We start from the raw sequence: 22,242 nt of genomic DNA on the forward strand, positions 1-22,242 counted from the left end.
TCACCCATCAATAAATATATCTGCCAGTGCCTTATGGCAGAGCAAGAGCGATAGCCCTTCAAGCTCTGCCCATACTGACTGACCATAGTCCTGTTTGAGTGTAATTTCCGTGCGCGTCAGCAGCTGTACTGCCTGGCGAAGCTGGGTAGGATGGAGACGCTGCAGGGCGTCGCCGATCATCGCGCGACGGTTTTGCCAGACCCGGTGTTTATCAAACAGCGTACGCAACGGCGTATGGGCAGACTGACGTTTGAGATTCACCAGTAGCAGCAGCTCTCGCTGTAGCGTACGCAGCAGAATAACTGGCTCGCTGCCTTCCAGACGTAATTGTTGCAGGATATGCAGCGCCCGTTTGCTTTTCCCCATCAGTAATGCATCTACCCAGTGGAAAGGGGTAAAATGGGCGGCGTCATTGACGGCCTGCTCCACTCGAGGGAGCGTTAATTTACCGTCAGGCCAGAGCAGTGACAACCGTTCCAGCGCCTGCGCCAGCGCCAGCAGATTGCCCTCGTAGCAATAGCACAACAGTTGGTTTGCGGCGTCATCCAGCTGCAAATTCTGCGCTTTCGCTCTGGCGGCTACCCAACGGGGAAGTTGCGCCTGTTCCGGCGTCTGGCAACTGACCTGAACGCTACGCTCTGCCAGTGTGGTATACCAGACGGCGTTTTCCTGGGCTTTGGTGAGCTTGTTGCCGCGCACAATGAGCAGCAAGTCATCATGCAGTAAACGGCTCAGTGTGGCGAGCTGCTCATTCATTGCCGCGTTAGGCCCGTTTTCAGGCAATTGCAGCACCAGCGTTTGACGACTGGCGAACAGGCTCATCGCCTGACAAAGTGAGAAAAGCGCCTCCCAGTCGGTACTGGGATCAAGCGTAAACGCGTGATGTTCTTCGAAGCCTTGTGATGTGGCAGCCAGACGTATAGCGTCCTGGCTTTCCTGTAATAGCAGCGGATCGTTGCCCAATAACAGATATGCCGCGCGCAGCCCCTCTTTGAGCTGCGCGCGGAGTTGTTCAGGATACAACCTGATCATTAGTTACTCAGCGTAGTGGAGACGCGTGCTGGCGTGGCGGCGGATGTCGTCGTCGCGTTGTCAGCGGTCGCCGCTTCTTTTGTCGCCTCAATATCCGCCGCACGGACACTGGTCAGCTTACGAATCAACTGCTCGGCGGCTTTGTCGTACATTTCCTGAACGATCATTGCCTGTTCGTTATCCTTCGCCAGCGCCATCTGCGGGTTATCGAAGAACGAACGGTACACTTTCGTGCTGATAGGATAGATGTCATGGCCCGGAATCAATACCGAAGCGTTGACGGTCATCACCATTTGGTATTCCGCCGTCTGGCCGTCCTGGAACACTGACGCCGTATCCTGCGAAATAGTCACTGCTCCAAGCCGCAGAGACGGAACGTCTTTGCGCGTTGTGTCTTTTTCAAGCAGGTTTACGTTATTCAGCCGTAACTGATTACGTACCGCACGGCTTAACGGGCCGTTCGGATCGCCTGAATCGAGGATCATCGTTTTCATTGAAGCCGGAACCTGCGTAGTGCTACGCAGATGCCAGCCACATCCGGCGGTGACCAGCACCGCCAGAGATAACACCAGTGTTACCAGATATCGCACGCTTCCTCCCGCGCTTAGCCAACAACCAGATTGAGGAGTTTACCCGGTACGTAAATCACTTTACGTACGGTAACGCCATCAAGATATTTTGCGACCAGATGTTCCTGGCCTGCGCGCTCGCGCACCTGCTCTTCAGTTGCATTTACCGGTACGGTGATCTTACCGCGCACTTTACCGTTAACCTGCACCACAACCAGCGTAGACTCTTCGACCATCGCTTTATCGTCCGCCACTGGCCACGGTGCGTTATCAATATCGCCTTCGCCTTCCAGCGCCTGCCACAAGGTAAAGCAAACATGCGGCGTGAACGGGTTAAGCATACGCACAACCGCCAGCAGAGCTTCATGCATCAGTGCTCTGTCCTGCTCGCTTTCCTGCGGCGCTTTCGCCAGTTTATTCATCAGCTCCATAATCGCCGCGATCGCGGTGTTGAACGTCTGACGGCGGCCAATATCATCGGTCACTTTGGCGATGGTTTTATGCACATCACGACGCAACGCTTTTTGTTCATCGTTCAGTGTATCTACGTTCAGCGCCGCGACAGACCCTTTAGCGGTATGCTCGTAAACCAGCTTCCAGACGCGTTTAATAAAGCGGTTTGCGCCTTCTACGCCGGACTCCTGCCATTCCAGAGTCATGTCAGCCGGAGAAGCGAACATCATAAACAGGCGTACCGTATCCGCGCCATAACGTTCAACCATCACTTGCGGGTCGATACCGTTATTTTTGGACTTGGACATTTTACTCATGCCAGTGTAGACCAGCTCATGACCCGCTGCGTCTTTTGCTTTCACGATACGGCCTTTTTCATCGCGCTCGACGATAGCGTCAACGGGTGAAACCCAGTTACGCTCGCCGTTTTCACCGACATAATAGAACGCATCCGCTAGCACCATGCCCTGACACAGCAACTGCTTAGCCGGTTCGTCAGAGTTCACCATGCCCGCGTCGCGCATCAGCTTATGGAAGAAGCGGAAGTAGAGCAGGTGCATAATGGCGTGCTCAATGCCGCCGATATAGATATCCACTGGCAGCCAGTAGTTTGCCGCTTTCGAATCCAGCATACCTTCCTGATACTGTGGACAGGTGTAACGCGCGTAGTACCATGACGATTCCATAAAGGTATCGAAGGTGTCGGTTTCACGCAGCGCAGGCATACCGTTAACGGTCGTTTTCGCCCACTCGGGATCGGCCTTGATCGGGCTGGTGATGCCGTCCATGACGACGTCTTCTGGCAGAATAACCGGCAGTTGATCTTCCGGTGTCGGGATCACGGTGCCGTCTTCCAGGGTGACCATTGGGATCGGCGCGCCCCAGTAGCGCTGACGGGAGACACCCCAGTCGCGCAGGCGATAGTTCACTTTACGTTCGCCGACGCCAAGGGATGCCAGCTTATCGGCAATGGCGTTGAAAGCGTCTTCAAAGCCCAGACCATTGAACTCGCCGGAGTTAAACAGCACGCCTTTTTCAGTCAGCGCCTGCTCAGATAAATCGGGCTCAGAGCCGTCAGCGGCCAGAATCACCGGTTTGATGGTTAAACCGTATTTGGTGGCAAACTCATAGTCGCGCTGATCGTGACCCGGAACGGCCATCACCGCGCCAGTGCCGTACTCCATCAGGACAAAGTTTGCCGCCCACACCGGGATCTCTTCGCCGGTTAATGGGTGAATCGCTTTAAAGCCAGTGTCGACGCCTTTTTTCTCCATCGTCGCCATTTCAGCTTCGGCCACTTTAGTGTTGCGACATTCGTCAATGAACGTCGCCAGATCAGGATTATTTGCCGCGGCTTTAACGCTAAGCGGGTGACCCGCGGCCACCGCCAGGTAAGTGGCGCCCATAAAGGTATCTGGACGGGTGGTATACACGGTCAACGTGTTATCGTAACCCTTAACGTCGAAGGTGATTTCCACGCCTTCCGAGCGACCGATCCAGTTGCGCTGCATGGTCTTAACGGTATCCGGCCAGTGATCCAGTTTATCCAGATCGCCCAGCAGTTCTTCCGCATAAGCGGTGATTTTGATAAACCACTGTGGGATCTCTTTACGCTCAACTTTGCTATCGCAGCGCCAGCAGCAGCCGTCGATCACCTGTTCGTTGGCGAGAACGGTCTGATCGTTCGGACACCAGTTAACGGCGGAAGTCTTCTTGTACACCAGGCCTTTTTTATACAGCTCGGTGAAGAATTTCTGTTCCCAACGATAGTATTCCGGGGTGCAGGTCGCCAGCTCGCGGCTCCAGTCATAGCCGAAACCCAGCATTTTGAGCTGGTTTTTCATATACGCGATGTTGTCATACGTCCACGGTGCTGGCGCGGTATTGTTTTTCACCGCCGCGCCTTCCGCAGGCAAGCCAAACGCGTCCCAGCCGATAGGCTGCAGCACGTTTTTACCCAGCATACGCTGGTAGCGGGCGATCACATCACCGATGGTGTAGTTACGTACGTGGCCCATGTGTAGTCGGCCAGAAGGATAGGGAAGCATCGACAGGCAGTAATACTTCTCTTTGCTCTCGTCTTCGGTCACTTCAAATGTGCGCTTCTCATCCCAGTGAAGCTGTACTTTGGATTCTATCTCTTCCGGGCGGTATTGCTCTTGCATGGCAGCCAGTAGTCCTGTTTTCAATACAGCTACAAATGTAGCTTTAAAGGTGGTGTTTAGATCCGCATAGCATAGCCCAAACGCCCGCGTCAAAACAGGGGGTAGAACATTTGTCGCGTCTGGCGTCCATGAAGAGGCGAGGCAAAATGCGCCCTCGCTGAGACAAATTACCGCAGTTCTTCCAACCGTCAGGCAAGGCTCTCAAAATAAAACTATATAAAACATAATATTAATAATCAGGATGCTTTTTAGCACAAGAAAGCAGAACCATAACAAAGGCGTGAATTGTGAAAAAAATATCGTAGTGATTTACCCTGAAGATAACGTCATCACGGCTGGCGAAACCACTTCAATGTTTATTGGCATGGCGAAGCAGTTAAATGTCGATCGTATCTCGCTAATGCGCGGGATACGAGAATCAGCTGACAAGAATTTACAGACTCTGTGGGCAGGCTTGCAAAGCGTAACGTAAATAACGTCTATTATTATAGGCAGTTAACGACCCGGGAGACGAAGTGATGAACAAGGTTGCTCAATATTACCGTGAACTGGTGGCCTCCTTAAGTGAGCGTTTACGCAATGGAGAGCGCGATATTGATGCGCTGGTGGAGCAGGCGCGCCAGCGTGTGCTGCAAACAGGGGAGTTAACGCGAACCGAGGTGGATGAGCTAACGCGCGCCGTCAGACGCGATCTGGAAGAGTTCGCCATGAGCTACGAAGAGAGCCAGGACGACAGTGTTTTTATGCGGGTTATTAAAGAGAGCCTGTGGCAGGAACTTGCCGATATTACCGACAAGACCCAGCTGGAATGGCGTGAAGTCTTCCAGGATTTGAATCACCACGGCGTGTATCACAGTGGCGAAGTGGTGGGGCTGGGAAATCTGGTGTGTGAGAAGTGTCATTTCCATTTGGCGGTTTATACGCCGGATGTGCTGCCGCTGTGCCCGAAATGCGGTCATGACCAGTTTCAGAGAAGACCGTTTGAGCCGTAATTTATCCTCGCCGGAGGGCGATGCGTTGCGCCTTATCCGGCCTGGAAAAATCATTTCTGTAGCCGGATAAGGTGAAGCCGCCATCCGGCAGATATTACGCGTAAAACTTCAGCCGTTCCGCCAGGAGATCGACAAATCCTTCACGATCGATATCCACCATTACGGTGGTATTAGGTTTGTTCCCGGTCAGGAAATAATAATCCACGACCGTCATCCCCTGGGTATATTTCCCCTGTGTTTCGACGCCAACCCAGCGTTCAATGGTGGTGAATAGCTCAGGTTTTAGTAGCCAGGCGATGGTGCACGGGTCGTGCAGCGGCGCGCCGACAAATCCCCATTTTTCGTCTTTGTGGTACTCCATAAAGAAGTCCAACAGCTCGGCGACGATGGTGGAAATGGGGTTGCCAATCGCGCGGAAGCGTTCGATATCGGCAGCGTGAATCTGTGCCTTATGGGTGACGTCCAGCCCGGCCATCACCACCGGAATGCCTGACTGGAAGACGATTTCCGCCGCTTCCGGGTCGACGAAAATGTTGAACTCGGCAGCGGGCGTCCAGTTCCCCAAACCCATTGCGCCGCCCATGATCACAATGCGGGCGATTTTCGTATGCAGTTCCGGATGGCTATTCAGCAACAGCGCCACGTTGGTCTGTGGGCCAGTGGAGACGATGGTGACCGGTTGTGCGCTCTCGCGCAGGGTTTTTGCCATCAGTTCAACTGCGCTGCAGCGTTGCGGCAAAAATGAGGGCTCCGGCAAAGCCGGACCGTCCAGCCCACTTTCGCCGTGGACGTTATCGGCGATGATCAGTTCACGCATTAGCGGTTTCACCGCGCCTGCCGCCACCGGAATATCCGGGCGTTTGAGCAGCGTCAGCATCCGCAGCACGTTGCGCAGCGTCTTATCCGGCGTCTGGTTGCCAGCCGAGGAGGTAATGGCTTTGACCTCCAGTTCAGGGGAGGCGAGGGCGAGAACGAGGGCGATCGCGTCATCATGACCTGGATCGCAATCAATAATCATGGGCAGTGCCATTGTGGCTCCTTGTAAGCGGTACTTTGTGACAAGGTTAACGCCCGGCTGGATACGTTTCGAGAAGCGAAGCGGTAAATCGTGAGATAGCGCGCACTCTGACGTGCGCGCCGGGAGGATTAGTGCAGGATTTTCGCAAGGAAGTCTTTTGCGCGATCGGAGCTGGGGTTAGCGAAGAACTCCTCTTTTGGCGAGTCTTCAACGATTTTACCTTCATCCATAAAGATCACCCGGTTCGCCACTTTACGGGCAAAGCCCATTTCGTGCGTTACCACCATCATGGTCATCCCTTCGTTCGCCAGCTCGACCATCACGTCCAGCACCTCGTTGATCATTTCAGGATCAAGCGCGGAAGTCGGTTCATCGAATAACATCGCGATGGGGTCCATACACAGCGCGCGGGCAATCGCGACGCGCTGCTGCTGACCACCGGAAAGCTGAGCAGGATATTTATTGGCATGCGCCGAGAGCCCAACGCGTTCCAGTAGCTTGAGCCCTTTCTCGCGGGCGGCAGCTTTATCGCGTTTCAGTACTTTCACCTGCGCCAGAGTCAGGTTTTCGATGATCGACAAATGGGGAAATAGCTCAAAGTGCTGGAACACCATACCCACACGGGAGCGGAGTTTCGCCAGATCGGTTTTTTTGTCGTTCACAATAATGCCGTTAACGGTGATTTCGCCTTTTTGCACCGGTTCCAGACCATTGACAGTTTTAATCAGCGTTGATTTACCGGAACCCGATGGCCCGCAAACCACCACGACTTCGCCTTTTTTCACTTCTGTTGAACAATCGGTCAGCACCTGAAAGTGACCATACCATTTTGAAACATTTTTCAGGGTAATCATTAAACTGTCCTTTTCTTCAAATAGCTGACCAGCAACGACGCGCTCAGGCTGATAACAAAATAAACGGCGCCGGCGAACAGAATCATTTCGACCTGAGTACCGTCACGTTCGCCGATAGTAGACGCAGTGCGGAAGAAGTCCGCCAGACTTAATACATACACTAAAGAAGTATCCTGAAATAGCACGATGCCCTGTGTAAGCAGCAGCGGCACCATCGCCCGAAACGCCTGCGGCAAAATAATCAACTTCATGGATTGCCAGTGGGTCATCCCCAGCGCCAGCGCGGCGCTGGATTGCCCGCGAGAAATACTCTGAATGCCGGCGCGAATAATCTCGGAATAGTAGGCCGCTTCAAACATTGAGAATGCGACCATCGCGGAGATCAGACGGATATCGGTTTTCGGCGATAGTCCCAGCACGTTTTGCAGAAAGCCGGGCACAATCAGATAGAACCATAGCAAGACCATAACCAACGGTATGGAACGGAAAACGTTAACGTACGCCTTCGCGAACCAGGCGATGGGGGCAAAGCTTGAAAGGCGCATTACAGCCAGAATAGTTCCCCAGACTATCCCCACGACAACGGCGGTGACGGTGATCTTTAGTGTGATGACTAACCCGGCCAATAGATAGGGCATTGAGGGGATAATAGAACTCCAGTCAAACTCGTACATTATTTACTCCCCACGTTGCCCGGCAGGCGAACTTTACGTTCAACCAAACTCATGACCAGCATGATGACCGCGTTAATCAACACATAGGCCAGTGTAATGGCGGTGAAGGATTCCCAGGCGTGCGCCGAGTAATCCAGCAGCTTGCCTGCCTGCGCCGCCATGTCTACCAGACCGATGGTTGAAGCGATAGCCGAGTTTTTCACCAGGTTCATCATCTCCGATGTCATCGGCGGTACGATAACGCGATAGGCATTCGGCAGCAGCACATAGCGGTATGCCTGCGGCAGTGTCAGCCCCATCGCCAACGCCGCGTTCTTTTGCCCGCGGGGAAGGGACTGAATAGCCGCGCGTACCTGTTCGCAAACGCGGGCAGCGGTAAACAGTCCCAGACAGATCATAGAAGAGAGGAAAAATTGTATATTGGGATCAAGCTCCGCCTTAAACCACATGCCGATATTTTCCGGCAATAGCTCAGGTACTACCAGATACCAGGTGAAGAACTGTACGATCAGGGGAACGTTACGAAACAACTCAACATATAGCGTGCCCAGCCCGGCGAGGAAGCGGTTGGGAACGGTACGTAAAATGCCGAAAATAGATCCGACCAGGAAAGCGATAATCCAGGCGGTAATCGAGAGGGCTACAGTGACCTGAAAGCCACTCCATAGCCAGCCGAGATAGGTGGTGTTGCCGAAGGGGGCTTCTTGTAAAAAAATCCCCCAGTTCCAGTCTATTGACATACCTCTACTCCGAAAAAAAAGGGTAGCAGCGCTACCCTCGAAGATTGTTGCCCGGCGATTTGCGGTTTCAGGCCCGATGGGGAACGACCATCAGGCTTATAGTCTGTCCGTGCTGAGCGACAATCGAGAGGGCAGGAGTTCCCGCCCTATTATTTTTAGTTAGTTAAGTGCTTTATCATTCGGTTCTTTGAACAACGCTTTCATCTCGTCAGACAACTCGAAATTCATGTTCAGGTTTTTCGGTGGGATCGGATTTTTGAACCACTTATCGAACCATTTTGCAGCAATGCCGGAGGTTTGCGCCTGGGCGATAGTGTCATCCATCAGCTTTTTGAATTGTGGGTCGTTTTTACGCAGCATACAGCCGTAAGCTTCCTGAGACTGGGGTTTTCCGACGATCTCCCAGTTATCCGGCTTCTTCGCTTTGGCGCGTTCACCGGCCAGCAACGCATCATCCATCATAAAAGCAACAGCACGGCCGCTTTCCAGGGTACGGAATGAGTCGCCGTGGTCTTTCGCGCTAATAATGCGCATCCCCATTTTTTGCTCTTCGTTAAGCTTATGCAGCAAGATTTCAGAGGTGGTTCCGGAGGTCACAACAACCGCTTTTCCTTTCAGATCCGGAAAATCTTTAATATCGCCGCCTTTTTTGGTCAGCAAGCGCGTTCCGACGACGAAAATCGTATCGGAAAAGGCGGCCTGTTTTTGGCGCTCAAGGTTATTGGTCGTTGAACCGCATTCAAAATCGAACGTCCCGTTTTGCAACAGTGGGATGCGGTTTTGCGAGGTGATAGGGATCAGCTTAACTTGCAGATCGGGTTTGTTGAGTTTCTTTTTTACCGCTTCCACAATGGCATTGGAGTAGTCCTGGGAATAGCCGACCACTTTCTGCTGGTTGTCGTAATAAGAAAAAGGGACAGAAGATTCGCGATGCCCAACGACGATAACGCCATTTTTGGCGATTTTGTCCAGAGTGCTACCGGCGGCAGGCGCGCCATCTTCTGCGTGCGCAAGGCCCGCAGACAGTCCCATTACCAGCATTGCTGTGGTTAGCTTACGTAATTGCATATCCAACTCCTTTATCATCTGCGCCAACGACGCATTGATAGCTATTGTGATGTTGTTATTGCCTGCAACTTGCGCGTGCAGTGTTATACGTGTTTGTTAACATTTAGTTTGGCTTGTTGTAAATATTTTGCTGCGATATTGTTTATTTTTGCGAAGTGCGCCGCACCGTTCAGAGGCAAAAATCTTACATTGCACCATTCGGGTGCTGCCGCCGAGCGATTTGGGTGCGCTTCGGTGGCACTGATAGCCAAAACGGGTTTACCACATATAACAAAGCAACAGACGTGCCAGAATGACGAAGGAGAGTAGGCCGGATAAGAACCATCCGGCGGGGCGGTGAAAAGCCGGTGCATTTAGCGCATCCGGCCTGGAGAAAGGATTATTTACGCCGCTGCCGCAGACTCATCACCACTGCGCCAAAAGCAAACAGTGCGGTCAGTATCCATAGCGGCCAGTGGCCGGTACGGGCATAGGGTGTCAAACCTGTGGTTGGCGTCACTTTGGCCGTCAGTACCTGACGCGTGAACTGCGGGATCATCGCCTGGATTTCGCCCTGCGGACCAATCACTGCCGTAATACCATTATTGGTACTGCGCAGGAGCGGACGCGCCAGCTCAAGCGCACGCATCCGCGCCATCTGGAAATGCTGCCACGGGCCGATGGACTTACCGAACCAGGCATCATTAGAAATCGTCAGCAGATAATCCGTATCCGGACGGAAATTATCGCGAACCTGCTCGCCGAGAATAATTTCATAACAGATCGCTGCCGTCAGCTTATAGTCGTGTGCATGTAATTGCGGCTGAATATAAGGGCCGCGGCTAAAGGAAGACATCGGCAGATCGAAGAACGGCGCCAGCGGGCGCAAAATAGACTCCAGCGGCACAAACTCGCCAAACGGCACAAGATGATTTTTATTGTAGCGATTGGGCGAGTCATAACTGTATGGGTTATCTTTGCCCAGCGTGATAATCGTGTTGTAGGTGTCGTAGCGGTTTTCTTTATTGAGACGCGCATCGACAATGCCGGTAATCAGCGTGCTATTTTTTTCGCGTAGCATCTCGTCCAGCGAACGAAGGAAAGGCTGCTGGTTGATTTCGAGATCCGGAATCGCCGACTCTGGCCAGATAATAATCTGTGATTTTCCTAGCGCGGGGCGGGTTTCGTTGAGATAAATTTTTAGCGTATTCAGTAGCTGATTTTCGTCCCACTTCAGCGACTGTGGAATATCGCCCTGTACCAACGATACCTGAGTCGCTTTGGCCGGTTCCAGCGTAAACCACTGGATATAGCGTAGCGGGAAGGGCAGAGCAAACAGAATGACGGCGGCAACCAGCGGACGCCAGTTCCGTGTCGCTAATGCCAGCGCTAGCAGGCCGCTCGTCATCATCAGCAGGAAGTTGATGGCTTCGACGCCCATCATCGGCGCCAGACCTTTTAGCGGACCGTCGACCTGACTGTAGCCAAATTGCAGCCAGGGGAAGCCAGTCAGCACCCAGCCGCGAAGAAATTCGGTGATTTGCCAGATTGCAGGTGCAGCGATCGCCACGCGCAGCCAGTTCGTTTGTGGCCATAGGCGCGACAGAATACCGGCAAATAATCCGGTATAGAGCGAGAGATAAGCCGCAAGCAGCACCACCAGAAAAACGTTAACCGGCCCCGGCATCCCGCCAAACTGGGCGATACTGACGTAAACCCAGTTAATCCCGGTGCCAAAAAGCCCGAGTCCCCAGACGTAGCCAATGGCGGCAGACTGGAGTGGGCGGCGGTTAAATGTTAACGCCTGTAGCCCGATAAGCGACACGATGGCCGCCGGCCAGACGTCATAGGGAGAAAACGCCAATGTTCCACAGGCGCCGAATAATAACGCCAGCAGCAGGCGAATGCGCTGGCGTTCAATTAGGGAGGCAAATGCCATGTAGTCTTCAATCCAATTTTATTTTATTCGTCCAGTTTAGGCTGGGGCGAGTCATCCGGAATTCTGACATGAACCTGAATAATACGACGACTGTCGGCCATTGCCACTTTGAACTGGTAACCATCAATGTCAATGGTTTCGCCGCGGGCCGGTAAATGGCCGAACGCCTGCATCACCAGGCCACCGATAGTATCGACCTCTTCATCGCTGAAGTGGGTGCCAAAAGCGTCATTGAAGTCTTCAATCGGCGCCAGCGCTCGGATCGTCCAGGTGTGGCGACTAAGTTGACGGAAGTCGATATCGTCTTCTTCGTCATACTCGTCTTCAATTTCACCGACAATCAGTTCGAGGATATCCTCGATAGTCACGAGGCCGGAAACGCCGCCGAACTCGTCAATCACGATCGCCATATGGTAACGCTGGGAGCGGAACTCTTTGAGCATACGATCAACGCGTTTGCTCTCCGGTACGACAACGGCGGGGCGTAACACTTTGTCCATGCTGAAGGCTTCGGCATCGCTGCGCATAAACGGCAGCAAATCTTTAGCCATCAGAATCCCTTCAATGTGATCTTTATCTTCGCTGATCACCGGAAACCGTGAGTGGGCGGACTCGATGATAACATCAAGACATTCGTCCAGCGTCTGGTTACGTTTCAGGGTAATCATCTGGGAGCGTGGGATCATAATGTCGCGAACGCGCTGGTCCGCGATGTCCATTACGCCTTCGAGCATATCGCGCGTATCTTCATCGATAAGCTCGTTCTGCCCGGAATCACGGATCAGCGCCAGCAATTCATCACGGTTTTTAGGTTCACCGTGGAAAAGTTGGCTGAGTAGTAGGGAAAAAAATCCCTTTTTACTGTTTACTGTGTCACTACTGTGTGAATTGTCGTCGCTCATGGCGTCGTATGGGTTCTCATGTTAGTTAATGTATTGCACATGCGCGTAAATTCAGCACATGGCGGTGTGTAAACGGCCAGGCCTGAGAAGGCGGAGCCGCCGTCAGGCATTATGCCCGATGATGTTGCGCTTATCAGGCCTGGCAGTCTTCGGCCTACTATTCCTTCTCGGCAATGTACGGATCCTCATAGCCCATAGCAAGCATAATCTCCGTTTCGAGGGACTCCATTTCTTCCGCCTCGTCATCGGCGATATGATCGTAACCCAGTAAATGCAGGCTACCATGTACAACCATGTGCGCCCAGTGCGCTTCCAGCGGCTTATGCTGTTCCTGCGCTTCTTGCTCCACGACCTGACGGCAAATAATCAGATCGCCCAGCAGCGGCATTTCAATACCCGGCGGTGCTTCAAACGGGAAAGAGAGCACGTTGGTCGGTTTATCTTTCCCACGGTAGGTCAGGTTAAGATCGTGGCTTTCTCTTTCATCCACCAGGCGAATTGTGACTTCCGCCTCCTCCTGAAACTGCGGAATAACGCCGTCCAGCCAGCGTTGGAACTGGGCTTCGTTCGGTAGGCCCGTGTGGTTTTCACAGGCCAACTGTAAATCGAGGATCACCTGACTCATTTCTGTTCCTGCTCCTGGACTTCACGCTTACGCTCTGCTGCCAGCGCCGCTTTGCGTTTTTGTTCTGCTTCTTCCCAGGCTTCGTAGGCGTTAACAATCCGCGCAACCACCGGATGGCGCACCACGTCTTCACTGTGGAAGAAGTTGAAGCTGATTTCATCCACTTCCGCCAGCACCTCAATGGCGTGACGCAGGCCGGACCGGGTATTGCGCGGCAGGTCAATTTGCGTGACGTCGCCGGTGATCACCGCTTTTGAGTTAAAGCCGATACGTGTCAGGAACATTTTCATCTGTTCGATAGTGGTATTCTGGCTTTCATCAAGAATGATAAAGGCGTCGTTTAACGTGCGTCCGCGCATATAGGCCAGTGGCGCAACTTCAATTACGTTGCGCTCAATCAGTTTTTCGACCTTCTCAAAACCGAGCATTTCGAACAGGGCGTCATACAGCGGACGCAGGTATGGGTCCACTTTCTGACTTAAATCGCCCGGCAGAAAGCCCAGTTTTTCCCCGGCTTCAACCGCCGGTCGGGTCAACAGAATACGGCGAATCTCCTGGCGCTCCAGGGCATCGACTGCTGCGGCAACCGCAAGATACGTTTTCCCGGTACCCGCAGGGCCGACACCGAAGGTAATGTCATGATCGAGAATATTGGCGATGTACTGCGCCTGGTTCGGCGTACGCGGTTTGATCACGCCGCGCTTGGTTTTGATATTGATAGCTTTACCATAGTCAGGCACGCTTTCCGCGCTCTGTTCGAGCACGTGCGCTTCTTTGATCGCCAGATGAATTTGTTCCGGTTCGATATCCTGAGTCTGGCCGCGCATCGGAGCGGTATCAACGTACAGGCTTCGCAAAATATCTGCCGCCGCGGTCACGCAAATCGGACGACCGGTCAGTGTAAAGTGATTGTCACGGCGGTTAATTTCAATACCGAGACGACGTTCGAGCTGTTTAATATTGTCATCAAACGGCCCGCAAAGGCTCAATAGACGAGCGTTGTCTGCGGGCTCAAGGGTAATTTCGCGAGTGTCTATATTCAAACCGTTCCTCTTGTGTCTGTATCGCCGGACAACGGATGGCTACCGGCCTGTAAGGAAATTATTCACGCCAGTAGGTAAAGGCGCAAGCATTGCAATGAAAATGGGGATGAAGAGAGAAAATTGCAAGGCCCGTCGGGCGACGGGCCATAAGTATTAAGGCTGGCAATTCCTGTAGGCCAGATAAACATAGCGCATCTGGCTGGCATTTCTCAGGATTAAGGCTGGTAGAATCCTACGCCCAGCTCGTTTTCTTTACGGGTACGGGCAATGACGGATTCTGGCGTTTCGGCGACGCGCAGCCCCATTTCATCTTCGGTGCGCACCACCTTCCCGCGCAGTGAATTGGGATAGACGTCGGTAATCTCCACATCGACAAACTTACCGATCATTTCAGGCGTACCTTCAAAATTCACCACCCGGTTGTTTTCGGTACGGCCAGACAGCTCCATAATATTTTTACGTGAAGTCCCTTCCACCAGAATGCGCTGCGTCGTGCCGAGCATACGGCGACTCCAGGCCATGGCCTGCTGATTGATACGTTCCTGCAGAATATACAGGCGCTGCTTTTTCTCTTCTTCCGGTACGTCATCAACCATATCGGCAGCTGGCGTTCCCGGGCGCGCAGAGAAGATGAAGCTGTAGCTCATATCAAAATTGACGTCGGCGATAAGCTTCATGGTTTTTTCGAAATCATCCGTCGTTTCGCCAGGGAAACCGACGATAAAGTCAGAGCTTATCTGAATGTCTGGCCGCGCCGCGCGCAGTTTACGGATGATGGCTTTATATTCCAGCGCGGTATGGGTGCGGCCCATCAGATTCAGCACGCGATCGGAACCGCTCTGTACCGGCAGATGCAGGAAACTGACCAGCTCCGGCGTATCGCGGTACACCTCGATAATATCGTCGGTGAACTCAATCGGATGGCTGGTGGTAAAGCGAATACGGTCAATGCCGTCGATGGCGGCAACCAGCCGTAGCAGATCGGCAAATGTACCGGTAGTGCCGTCGTAGTTTTCCCCGCGCCAGGCGTTAACGTTCTGGCCCAACAGGTTAACTTCACGTACGCCCTGTGCGGCCAACTGGGCGATTTCAAACAGGATATCGTCACAGGGACGGCTGACTTCTTCACCACGGGTATACGGTACCACACAGTAAGTACAATATTTATTACAGCCTTCCATAATGGATACGAAGGCGGTGGGACCTTCCGCGCGCGGTTCCGGCAGACGGTCGAACTTCTCGATTTCCGGGAAGCTGATATCCACCACCGGGCTGCGGTCGCCGCGCACGGAATTAATCATCTCTGGCAGGCGATGCAGGGTTTGTGGCCCAAAAATAATGTCGACATAATGGGCGCGTTGACGAATGTGCTCACCTTCCTGGGAAGCCACGCAGCCGCCGACGCCGATGATCAGATCGGGATTCTTCTCTTTTAACAGTCTCCAGCGACCTAATTGATGGAAGACTTTTTCCTGAGCCTTCTCGCGGATTGAGCAGGTATTCAACAGCAGCACATCCGCCTCTTCCGCCACGTCGGTCAGTTGATACCCGTGGGTGGCGTCCAGCAGATCGGCCATCTTCGATGAATCGTACTCGTTCATCTGACAGCCCCAGGTTTTAATATGGAGTTTTTTAGTCATCGACTTGCTCTTGCGAAATAGTGGCTGAAAAGCAGGGCGCATAGTGTAATGCTTTGGCGCGGTTGTGACCAGTATGACTGACGTCAGCCCTAATGGGTAAAAAATCCTGTAAACTTGTCTAAAACGTAACAGGATGAATGGCCATGACAAATCAACCAACAGAAATTGCCATTGTCGGCGGAGGAATGGTCGGCGGCGCGCTGGCGCTGGGACTGGCGCAGCAAGGGTTTACGGTCACGGTAATTGAACATGCCGCGCCGGCGCCGTTTGTCGCTGATAGCCAGCCTGACGTGCGAATTTCAGCCATTAGCGCGGCATCAGTCTCGCTGCTCAAAAGTCTGGGGGTCTGGGAGGCGGTAAAGGGGATGCGTAGCCATCCTTATCGGCGACTGGAGACCTGGGAGTGGGAAAATGCGCATGTGGTGTTTGATGCCGCCGAACTCAAGCTGCCGCTGTTAGGCTATATGGTCGAGAACAATGTCCTGCAACAGGCGCTATGGCAGGCGCTGGAGGCGCATTCCGGCGTGACATTGCGCGTGCCGGCTTCACTGACGGCGTTGCACCGCCATAACGAGGGTTATGTGCTGGAACTGGCCGATGGCGAACGTATCACCCCGGCGCTGGTGATTGGCGCTGACGGTGCGAATTCGCAGGTCCGGCAAATGGCGGGAATTGGCATCCACGCCTGGCAATATGCGCAGTCATGTATGCTTATCACCGTCAAGTGTGAAAATGCGCCGGGCGACAGTACCTGGCAGCAGTTTACGCCGGATGGGCCGCGCGCCTTTTTGCCTCTGTTTGATAGTTGGGCGTCGTTGGTGTGGTATGACGCGCCAGCGCGTATTCGCCAGCTACAGGGTTTACCAATGTCGCAATTGCAGGCGGAAATTAACACACATTTCCCGGCGCGCCTGGGTACGGTGACGCCCGTGGCGACGGGGGCGTTTCCGCTAACCCGTCGTCACGCGTTACAGTATGTGCAGCCAGGGCTGGCGCTGGTGGGCGATGCAGCGCATACCATTCATCCTCTGGCCGGGCAGGGGGTTAACCTGGGCTATCGGGATGTTGATGCGCTGATTGATGTCCTGGCGAATGCCCGTAGCTATGGCGAACCCTGGAGCAGCGATGTCGTATTGAAACGCTACCAGACGCGGCGTATGGCTGATAATTTTATGATGCAAAGCGGAATGGATCTGTTTTATGCCGGGTTCAGCAATGCACTGCCGCCGTTGCGCATTTTACGCAATATGGGGCTGATGGCGGCGCAGCGCGCAGGCGTGCTAAAACGTCAGGCGTTGAAGTATGCGCTGGGGTTATAGTTTGTGTTATGCCGGGTGGCGGCGATGCCTTATCCGGCCTGGATTTGCTCGCAGATCTGATAAGCGTCGCGCTATCAGGCAATTCTGACTGACAGAAAAGCGAAAAGCTCGCCGAAGCGAGCTTTTCTGATTTTGGCTGGGGTACGAGGATTCGAACCTCGGAATGCCGGAATCAGAATCCGGTGCCTTACCGCTTGGCGATACCCCAATTGTTGTACTTCTTACGCTCACTAGCAGAGCGTCTTTAAAACTGGCTGGGGTACGAGGATTCGAACCTCGGAATGCCGGAATCAGAATCCGGTGCCTTACCGCTTGGCGATACCCCAACAAATTATTTTCGAACCTGTCGAATACCTCGACGCATTCTGAATATGGTGGCTACGACGGGATTCGAACCTGTGACCCCATCATTATGAGTGATGTGCTCTAACCAACTGAGCTACGTAGCCAGATAACCTCTTCGATGGCTGGGGTACCTGGATTCGAACCAGGGAATGCCGGTATCAAAAACCGGTGCCTTACCGCTTGGCGATACCCCAATACCGTCGCGGTGAACCGCAAACTCGAAGAAATATGGCTGGGGTACCTGGATTCGAACCAGGGAATGCCGGTATCAAAAACCGGTGCCTTACCGCTTGGCGATACCCCATCCGTACAACGCTGATTGGTGAATGGTGCGGGAGGCGAGACTTGAACTCGCACACCTTGCGGCGCCAGAACCTAAATCTGGTGCGTCTACCAATTTCGCCACTCCCGCAAAAAGATGGTGGCTACGACGGGATTCGAACCTGTGACCCCATCATTATGAGTGATGTGCTCTAACCAACTGAGCTACGTAGCCCTCTTTTTTCGCGTTACCTTATCGGCGTTGCGGGGCGCATTATGCGTATTGAGTCTTGAAGCGTCAACCTCTTTTTCATCGAAAAACGGTGGAAAGTGTCTGTTTGGTTAGGTTGCGAACAGCGTGACGCAATATTCGGCAATTATTGGTTATGAATCGTTTTTCTGAAAGGGGGGGCATAAAAAAAGAGCCCCTAAGGGCTCTTTCACCATGGTTAATTTACTGGTATGCCGACTGATGCACGCCGACCGCGCGGCCTGACGGGTCATCCATCGTTTTGAATGCTTCATCCCACTCAATGGCTTTGGCGGAGGAACAGGCGACGGATGGGCCGCCGGGCACGCACTCTGCCGCGCTCGGCACCGGGAATAATTCTTCAAAAATTTCCCGGTATAAGTACGCCTCTTTAGACGACGGCGTGTTGTAGGGGAAGCGGAAGCGGGCGGTTTCCAGTTGTTGATCGGAAATCTGTTTCGCCGCCACCTCTTTCAGCGTATCGATCCAGCTGTAGCCTACGCCGTCAGAGAATTGCTCTTTCTGACGCCACGCGACGCTGGCCGGCAGATAAGACTCGAAGCACTCGCGCAGCACGTGTTTTTCCATCTTGCCGTTGCCGCACATTTTATCCTGCGGGTTGATACGCATCGCCACGTCGAGGAATTTTTTATCGAGGAACGGTACGCGCGCTTCCACGCCCCAGGCGGACATCGCTTTGTTGGCGCGGGCGCAGTCATACATATGCAGCGCCTGTAGCTTACGTACCGTCTCTTCATGTAACTCTTTGGCATTCGGCGCTTTATGGAAGTACAGATAGCCGCCGAAAACTTCATCAGAACCTTCGCCGGAGAGCACCATTTTGATGCCCATCGCTTTGATCTTACGTGACATCAGATACATTGGCGTTGAGGCACGGATAGTCGTCACGTCATAGGTTTCAATGTGGTAAATCACGTCACGAATCGCATCCAGTCCTTCCTGAACGGTGAAATGAATTTCGTGATGTACGGTGCCGAGGTGGTCGGCCACTTCCTGGGCCGCCTTCAGGTCAGGCGAACCTTCCAGACCCACCGCAAAAGAGTGCAACTGCGGCCACCAGGCTTCGGAACGCTCCTGATCCTCGACGCGACGGGCGGCGAATTTTTTGGTGATCGCCGAAATAATCGACGAGTCCAGGCCGCCGGAGAGCAGTACTCCGTAAGGTACGTCGGACATCAGATGGCTTTTCACCGACTCTTCCAGAGCCTGACGTAGCGCATTTTTGTCGGTGATGTTGTCTTTCACCGCATCGAACTCAAACCAGTCGCGCTGATAGTACTGGCGGATTTCACCGTCTTTACTCCACAGGTAGCTGCCCGCCGGGAACTCTTTAATGGTGCGACAAACCGGCGTCAGCGCTTTCATTTCCGAGGCTACATAGAAGTTGCCAAATTCGTCATAACCCATATACAGCGGAATAATGCCGATATGGTCACGACCAATCAGATAAGCGTCCTTTTCGCTGTCGTACAGGGCGAAGGCGAACATGCCCTGTAAATCGTCAAGAAACGCAGGGCCTTTTTCCTGATAGAGCGCGAGGATGACTTCACAGTCGGAGCCGGTCTGGAACGCATAGCGATCGCCGTATTCCGCGCGTAACGCCTGATGGTTATAAATTTCACCGTTTACCGCCAGTACGTGGGTTTTACTGGCGTTATACAACGGCTGAGCCCCGGCGTTAACGTCAACAATGGATAAGCGTTCATGCGCGAGAATCGCTTTATCGCTGGCATAAATACCGGACCAGTCCGGGCCGCGATGGCGCATCAGGCGTGACAGTTCCAGGGCTTTTTTGCGCAGTTCAACTGCATCTGTTTTGATATCGAATACGCCGAAAATAGAACACATAACCTTCTCCGTTAATCTGCTGCATCATACTTTTTGTGTTTGCTTGTTTAAAAAATGCCGCAAAGACGTGGAGGGCGCAAGGGGTTTACCGTCTGAAAAAGAAAAAACGCAATGATCATTGTTGATTGGTGAAAAAAGAGTACGCATTACGCGAATTTATTGATGAATACTCAGTTTTTTAGCAATTTAATTAAATTATTTTTTTTGATGGCGTTTTGCGTATCAAGCCGACAATGTTGTTTAAACTGTAGACCCGCTAAGCGAAACGCCATCAGGCAAGGAACCGTTTTAGATAACGTCGATCTCGGCGACGGAAGGGTAAATCCAGCTCGGGCGGAATGGCATACTGTCAATATCATTAATGGTTGATACGCCAGATAGCACCAGAATAGTCTCCAGACCAGCCTGGAACCCCGCCAGAATATCGGTACGCAGGTTGTCGCCGACGATAACGGTCTCTTCCGAGTGCGCCTGCATTTTGTTTAACGCCGCGCGAATAATCCACGGACTGGGTTTGCCGACATAAAACGGTTTCCGACCGGAGATTTTTTCAATTCCCGCGCACAGCGCACCGCAGGCTGGATAAAAACCGCGACCGTGGGTATCCGGGTTCGTCGCGATAAAACGCGCGCCATTGGCAACGAAAAATGCCGCTTTATGCATCATATCCCAGTTGTAGGAGCGGGTCTCTCCAACGATGACAAAATCAGGGTTCACATCGGTAATGGTAAAGCCTGCTTTATAAAGCTCGTGGATGAGCGCGCCTTCACCCACCACATACGCCTTCTTACCTTCCTGACGGCGCAGGAAATCGGCCGTCGCCATCGCTGAGGTATAGAATACGCTGTCTGGTACATTGATCCCCGCAGTCGCGAAGCGGTTGGCCAGATCCTGGCCTGTCTGCGACGGGTAATTGGTCAGCAGCACCAGCGGCAGCCCTTTTTCCAGAATCCCCGTCAGAAATTCCGCCGCACCGGGTACGGCTACGTTGTCGTGCATTAGCACGCCGTCGATATCGCAGATTACATTCTTGATGGTCATGAACTATCCAGGGAATGAGTAAATAATCCGATACTATACCCTAAATACCTCAAGTTGCAGGAAGGCGGCAAGAGAACGACAAATTTGTCTGGAACGAATTTTAACCACCGGAGGCTGCCTGCGGTGAAGGACAACGATATCCCTCTGTAATCCCCTGGCGCATAAATAACAAGGTGACAGAGGGAATGAGCGCAGCCAACACTCATGCCGCTTAAGGTATGACAGGTATGTGAGAGCGCATCAATTTTCCAGCAAACGTTGCAGCAATGTTCCGTTGAGCATGGCGCGCTTCACTAACGCAAATGCGCCAATAGCGGAACGGTGGTCCAGCGTAGAACGCACCACCGGCAAATTTTTGCGGAATGCCTTCAACGCCTGAGTATTGATACAACTTTCAATTGCAGGTAGCAGGACTTTATCGGCTTCAATGATCTCGCCGGCAATGACGATCTTTTGCGGATTAAACAGGTTGATAGCGATAGCAATCGTTTTGCCCAGATGGCGACCGACATGCTCAATCACTTCCGAGGCCAGACTGTCGCCCTTATTCGCCGCTTTGCAGATGGTTTTAATCGTGCAGTCGTCAGCCGGGACACGGCTTTGATAACCCTGTTTAAGCAAATTCAGCACTCGCTGTTCAATCGCCGCATTGGCAGCAATCGTTTCCAGACAGCCAAAGTTGCCGCAGTGACAGCGTTCACCCAGCGGTTCCACCTGAATATGGCCAATTTCGCCGACGTTACCATTACGGCCAATAAAGATACGCCCGTTAGAAATAATACCGGCACCCGTACCGCGATGGACACGCACCAGAATCGAGTCCTCGCAATCCTGGCTGGCGCCGAAGTAGTGCTCCGCCAGCGCCAGGCTACGGATATCGTGTCCCACAAAACAGGTAACGTGAAACCGTTTTTCCAGCGCCTCGACCAGCCCCCAGTTTTCCACCCGAATGTGCGGCATGTAACGAATCACGCCGCTTTCCGGATCGACAAGCCCTGGCAGAATCACGGAGATAGCGATTAACTCACGGATTTTACGCTGGCAGCTCTCAATAAAGAGGGCGATAGTGTTGAGCAGCGCGTGTTCCAGTGTCTCCTGGGTACGCTCCGGCAGTGGATAATGTTCTTCAGCGACCACTTTACTGCTCAAATCGTAGAGCGTTAAAGTGGTGTCATGACGCCCCAGACGAACGCCAATGGCATGGAAGCTGCGGGTCTCGGTGATAATAGAGATAGCGCGGCGGCCTCCGGTGGAGGCTTGCTGATCGACTTCTTTGATCAGCCCGCGCTCAATGAGCTGGCGCGTAATTTTCGTTACGCTGGCGGGAGCAAGCTGGCTTTGCTCGGCAATTTGTATGCGCGAGATGGGACCATGCTGGTCAATCAGGCGGTAAACGGCCGCGCTGTTAAGCTGTTTTACGAGATCAACATTACCTATTTGAGCTTGTCCGCCTGGTGTCATATT

General features: G+C 53.0%; 19 protein-coding genes and 7 tRNA genes. 3 read left to right on the forward strand and 23 right to left on the reverse strand.

Annotated features, from left to right (window positions below; genetic code table 11):
• The 3 genes from holA to leuS are packed head-to-tail and all read right to left on the reverse strand — an operon-like array spanning position 1 to position 4,219.
• Complete coding sequence (gene holA, locus SBG_RS02865; RefSeq protein WP_000620488.1) at positions 1-1,032, reverse strand: DNA polymerase III subunit delta; 1,032 nt, start codon at positions 1,030-1,032, stop codon at positions 1-3.
• On the reverse strand, positions 1,032-1,622 hold the full coding sequence (gene lptE / locus SBG_RS02870) for an LPS assembly lipoprotein LptE (protein ID WP_001269956.1): 591 nt from the start codon (positions 1,620-1,622) through the stop codon (positions 1,032-1,034). Before lptE ends, holA begins: the two co-directional genes overlap by 1 nt.
• A gap of 14 nt (positions 1,623-1,636) precedes the next feature.
• Positions 1,637-4,219 carry a leucine--tRNA ligase gene (gene leuS / locus SBG_RS02875; protein WP_001157883.1) on the reverse strand — a complete coding sequence of 861 codons (2,583 nt, stop codon included), beginning with the start codon at positions 4,217-4,219 and terminating at the stop codon, positions 1,637-1,639.
• A gap of 280 nt (positions 4,220-4,499) precedes the next feature.
• Here leuS and SBG_RS02880 point away from each other — a divergent pair, with 280 nt between their 5' ends.
• Both SBG_RS02880 and SBG_RS02885 read left to right on the forward strand, forming a co-directional pair.
• Entirely contained in the window at positions 4,500-4,691 is a 192-nt protein-coding gene (locus SBG_RS02880; protein ID WP_138993375.1) for a hypothetical protein, read from the forward strand.
• A gap of 46 nt (positions 4,692-4,737) precedes the next feature.
• Complete coding sequence (locus SBG_RS02885) at positions 4,738-5,211, forward strand: zinc ribbon-containing protein (RefSeq protein WP_001044882.1); 474 nt, start codon at positions 4,738-4,740, stop codon at positions 5,209-5,211.
• Positions 5,212-5,305: 94 nt separating this feature from the next.
• Here SBG_RS02885 and rihA read toward each other — a convergent pair whose 3' ends face one another.
• From rihA to miaB, 10 genes are all read right to left on the reverse strand, one after another.
• Complete coding sequence (rihA, locus tag SBG_RS02890) at positions 5,306-6,241, reverse strand: pyrimidine-specific ribonucleoside hydrolase RihA (protein ID WP_001207595.1); 936 nt, start codon at positions 6,239-6,241, stop codon at positions 5,306-5,308.
• Positions 6,242-6,357: 116 nt separating this feature from the next.
• Entirely contained in the window at positions 6,358-7,083 is a 726-nt protein-coding gene (gltL, locus tag SBG_RS02895) for a glutamate/aspartate ABC transporter ATP-binding protein GltL (RefSeq protein WP_000631373.1), read from the reverse strand.
• Positions 7,083-7,757: a glutamate/aspartate ABC transporter permease GltK gene (gene gltK, locus SBG_RS02900; protein ID WP_000272803.1), complete on the reverse strand. Its 675-nt coding sequence runs from the start codon at positions 7,755-7,757 to the stop codon at positions 7,083-7,085. Before gltK ends, gltL begins: the two co-directional genes overlap by 1 nt.
• Positions 7,757-8,497, reverse strand: coding sequence for a glutamate/aspartate ABC transporter permease GltJ (gene gltJ, locus SBG_RS02905; RefSeq protein ID WP_000020927.1), 741 nt, complete (start codon positions 8,495-8,497; stop codon positions 7,757-7,759). Before gltJ ends, gltK begins: the two co-directional genes overlap by 1 nt.
• Positions 8,498-8,656: 159 nt before the next feature.
• A complete protein-coding gene (locus SBG_RS02910) occupies positions 8,657-9,565 on the reverse strand; it encodes an amino acid ABC transporter substrate-binding protein (protein WP_020843612.1) in 909 nt (302 codons plus the stop codon).
• A gap of 379 nt (positions 9,566-9,944) precedes the next feature.
• A complete protein-coding gene (gene lnt, locus SBG_RS02915) occupies positions 9,945-11,483 on the reverse strand; it encodes an apolipoprotein N-acyltransferase (RefSeq protein WP_000853077.1) in 1,539 nt (512 codons plus the stop codon).
• A gap of 23 nt (positions 11,484-11,506) precedes the next feature.
• Positions 11,507-12,385, reverse strand: coding sequence for a CNNM family magnesium/cobalt transport protein CorC (corC, locus tag SBG_RS02920; protein ID WP_001278611.1), 879 nt, complete (start codon positions 12,383-12,385; stop codon positions 11,507-11,509).
• Between the two features lie 157 nt (positions 12,386-12,542).
• A complete protein-coding gene (gene ybeY / locus SBG_RS02925; RefSeq protein WP_000084482.1) occupies positions 12,543-13,010 on the reverse strand; it encodes an rRNA maturation RNase YbeY in 468 nt (155 codons plus the stop codon).
• Positions 13,007-14,053 carry a PhoH family protein gene (locus SBG_RS02930; protein ID WP_001018048.1) on the reverse strand — a complete coding sequence of 349 codons (1,047 nt, stop codon included), beginning with the start codon at positions 14,051-14,053 and terminating at the stop codon, positions 13,007-13,009. Before SBG_RS02930 ends, ybeY begins: the two co-directional genes overlap by 4 nt.
• A gap of 215 nt (positions 14,054-14,268) precedes the next feature.
• Entirely contained in the window at positions 14,269-15,693 is a 1,425-nt protein-coding gene (miaB, locus tag SBG_RS02935; protein WP_024134959.1) for a tRNA (N6-isopentenyl adenosine(37)-C2)-methylthiotransferase MiaB, read from the reverse strand.
• A 143-nt stretch (positions 15,694-15,836) separates the two neighbouring features.
• Between miaB and ubiF the strand changes: the two genes are divergently transcribed.
• The gene (gene ubiF, locus SBG_RS02940) at positions 15,837-17,012 is read left to right on the forward strand and encodes a 3-demethoxyubiquinol 3-hydroxylase (protein WP_000184645.1); all 1,176 of its coding nucleotides are present in this window, start codon (positions 15,837-15,839) and stop codon (positions 17,010-17,012) included.
• A 133-nt stretch (positions 17,013-17,145) separates the two neighbouring features.
• Here ubiF and SBG_RS02945 read toward each other — a convergent pair.
• From SBG_RS02945 to nagC, 10 genes are all read right to left on the reverse strand, one after another.
• Positions 17,146-17,220: transfer RNA gene (locus SBG_RS02945), tRNA-Gln, on the reverse strand.
• 43 nt (positions 17,221-17,263) lie between these two features.
• A tRNA-Gln gene (locus tag SBG_RS02950) sits at positions 17,264-17,338 on the reverse strand.
• Between the two features lie 46 nt (positions 17,339-17,384).
• Positions 17,385-17,461, reverse strand: a tRNA-Met gene (locus tag SBG_RS02955).
• 15 nt (positions 17,462-17,476) lie between these two features.
• Positions 17,477-17,551: transfer RNA gene (locus tag SBG_RS02960), tRNA-Gln, on the reverse strand.
• Positions 17,552-17,586: 35 nt separating this feature from the next.
• A tRNA-Gln gene (locus SBG_RS02965) sits at positions 17,587-17,661 on the reverse strand.
• Positions 17,662-17,684: 23 nt separating this feature from the next.
• Positions 17,685-17,769: transfer RNA gene (locus SBG_RS02970), tRNA-Leu, on the reverse strand.
• A gap of 7 nt (positions 17,770-17,776) precedes the next feature.
• Positions 17,777-17,853: transfer RNA gene (locus SBG_RS02975), tRNA-Met, on the reverse strand.
• 219 nt (positions 17,854-18,072) lie between these two features.
• Entirely contained in the window at positions 18,073-19,737 is a 1,665-nt protein-coding gene (asnB, locus tag SBG_RS02980) for an asparagine synthase B (RefSeq protein WP_000337045.1), read from the reverse strand.
• A 288-nt stretch (positions 19,738-20,025) separates the two neighbouring features.
• Complete coding sequence (gene nagD, locus SBG_RS02985; protein ID WP_000153140.1) at positions 20,026-20,778, reverse strand: ribonucleotide monophosphatase NagD; 753 nt, start codon at positions 20,776-20,778, stop codon at positions 20,026-20,028.
• 240 nt (positions 20,779-21,018) lie between these two features.
• Complete coding sequence (gene nagC, locus SBG_RS02990) at positions 21,019-22,239, reverse strand: DNA-binding transcriptional regulator NagC (RefSeq protein WP_000187571.1); 1,221 nt, start codon at positions 22,237-22,239, stop codon at positions 21,019-21,021.
• Positions 22,240-22,242 lie beyond the last annotated feature (3 nt).

This window comes from Salmonella bongori NCTC 12419, assembly GCF_000252995.1.
GTDB lineage: Bacteria > Pseudomonadota > Gammaproteobacteria > Enterobacterales > Enterobacteriaceae > Salmonella > Salmonella bongori.

Bases quoted from the DNA above. Each gene is read 5' to 3' on its own strand.
- holA (WP_000620488.1), bottom strand. From the start codon at position 1,032: ATGATCAGGTTGTATCCTGAACAACTCCGCGCGCAGCTCAAAGAGGGG.
- leuS (WP_001157883.1), bottom strand. From the start codon at position 4,219: ATGCAAGAGCAATACCGCCCGGAAGAGATAGAATCCAAAGTACAGCTT.
- SBG_RS02885 (WP_001044882.1), top strand. From the start codon at position 4,738: ATGAACAAGGTTGCTCAATATTACCGTGAACTGGTGGCCTCCTTAAGT.
- rihA (WP_001207595.1), bottom strand. From the start codon at position 6,241: ATGGCACTGCCCATGATTATTGATTGCGATCCAGGTCATGATGACGCG.
- gltL (WP_000631373.1), bottom strand. From the start codon at position 7,083: ATGATTACCCTGAAAAATGTTTCAAAATGGTATGGTCACTTTCAGGTG.
- gltK (WP_000272803.1), bottom strand. From the start codon at position 7,757: ATGTACGAGTTTGACTGGAGTTCTATTATCCCCTCAATGCCCTATCTA.
- gltJ (WP_000020927.1), bottom strand. From the start codon at position 8,497: ATGTCAATAGACTGGAACTGGGGGATTTTTTTACAAGAAGCCCCCTTC.
- SBG_RS02910 (WP_020843612.1), bottom strand. From the start codon at position 9,565: ATGCAATTACGTAAGCTAACCACAGCAATGCTGGTAATGGGACTGTCT.
- lnt (WP_000853077.1), bottom strand. From the start codon at position 11,483: ATGGCATTTGCCTCCCTAATTGAACGCCAGCGCATTCGCCTGCTGCTG.
- corC (WP_001278611.1), bottom strand. From the start codon at position 12,385: ATGAGCGACGACAATTCACACAGTAGTGACACAGTAAACAGTAAAAAG.
- ybeY (WP_000084482.1), bottom strand. From the start codon at position 13,010: ATGAGTCAGGTGATCCTCGATTTACAGTTGGCCTGTGAAAACCACACG.
- miaB (WP_024134959.1), bottom strand. From the start codon at position 15,693: ATGACTAAAAAACTCCATATTAAAACCTGGGGCTGTCAGATGAACGAG.
- ubiF (WP_000184645.1), top strand. From the start codon at position 15,837: ATGACAAATCAACCAACAGAAATTGCCATTGTCGGCGGAGGAATGGTC.
- asnB (WP_000337045.1), bottom strand. From the start codon at position 19,737: ATGTGTTCTATTTTCGGCGTATTCGATATCAAAACAGATGCAGTTGAA.
- nagD (WP_000153140.1), bottom strand. From the start codon at position 20,778: ATGACCATCAAGAATGTAATCTGCGATATCGACGGCGTGCTAATGCAC.
- nagC (WP_000187571.1), bottom strand. From the start codon at position 22,239: ATGACACCAGGCGGACAAGCTCAAATAGGTAATGTTGATCTCGTAAAA.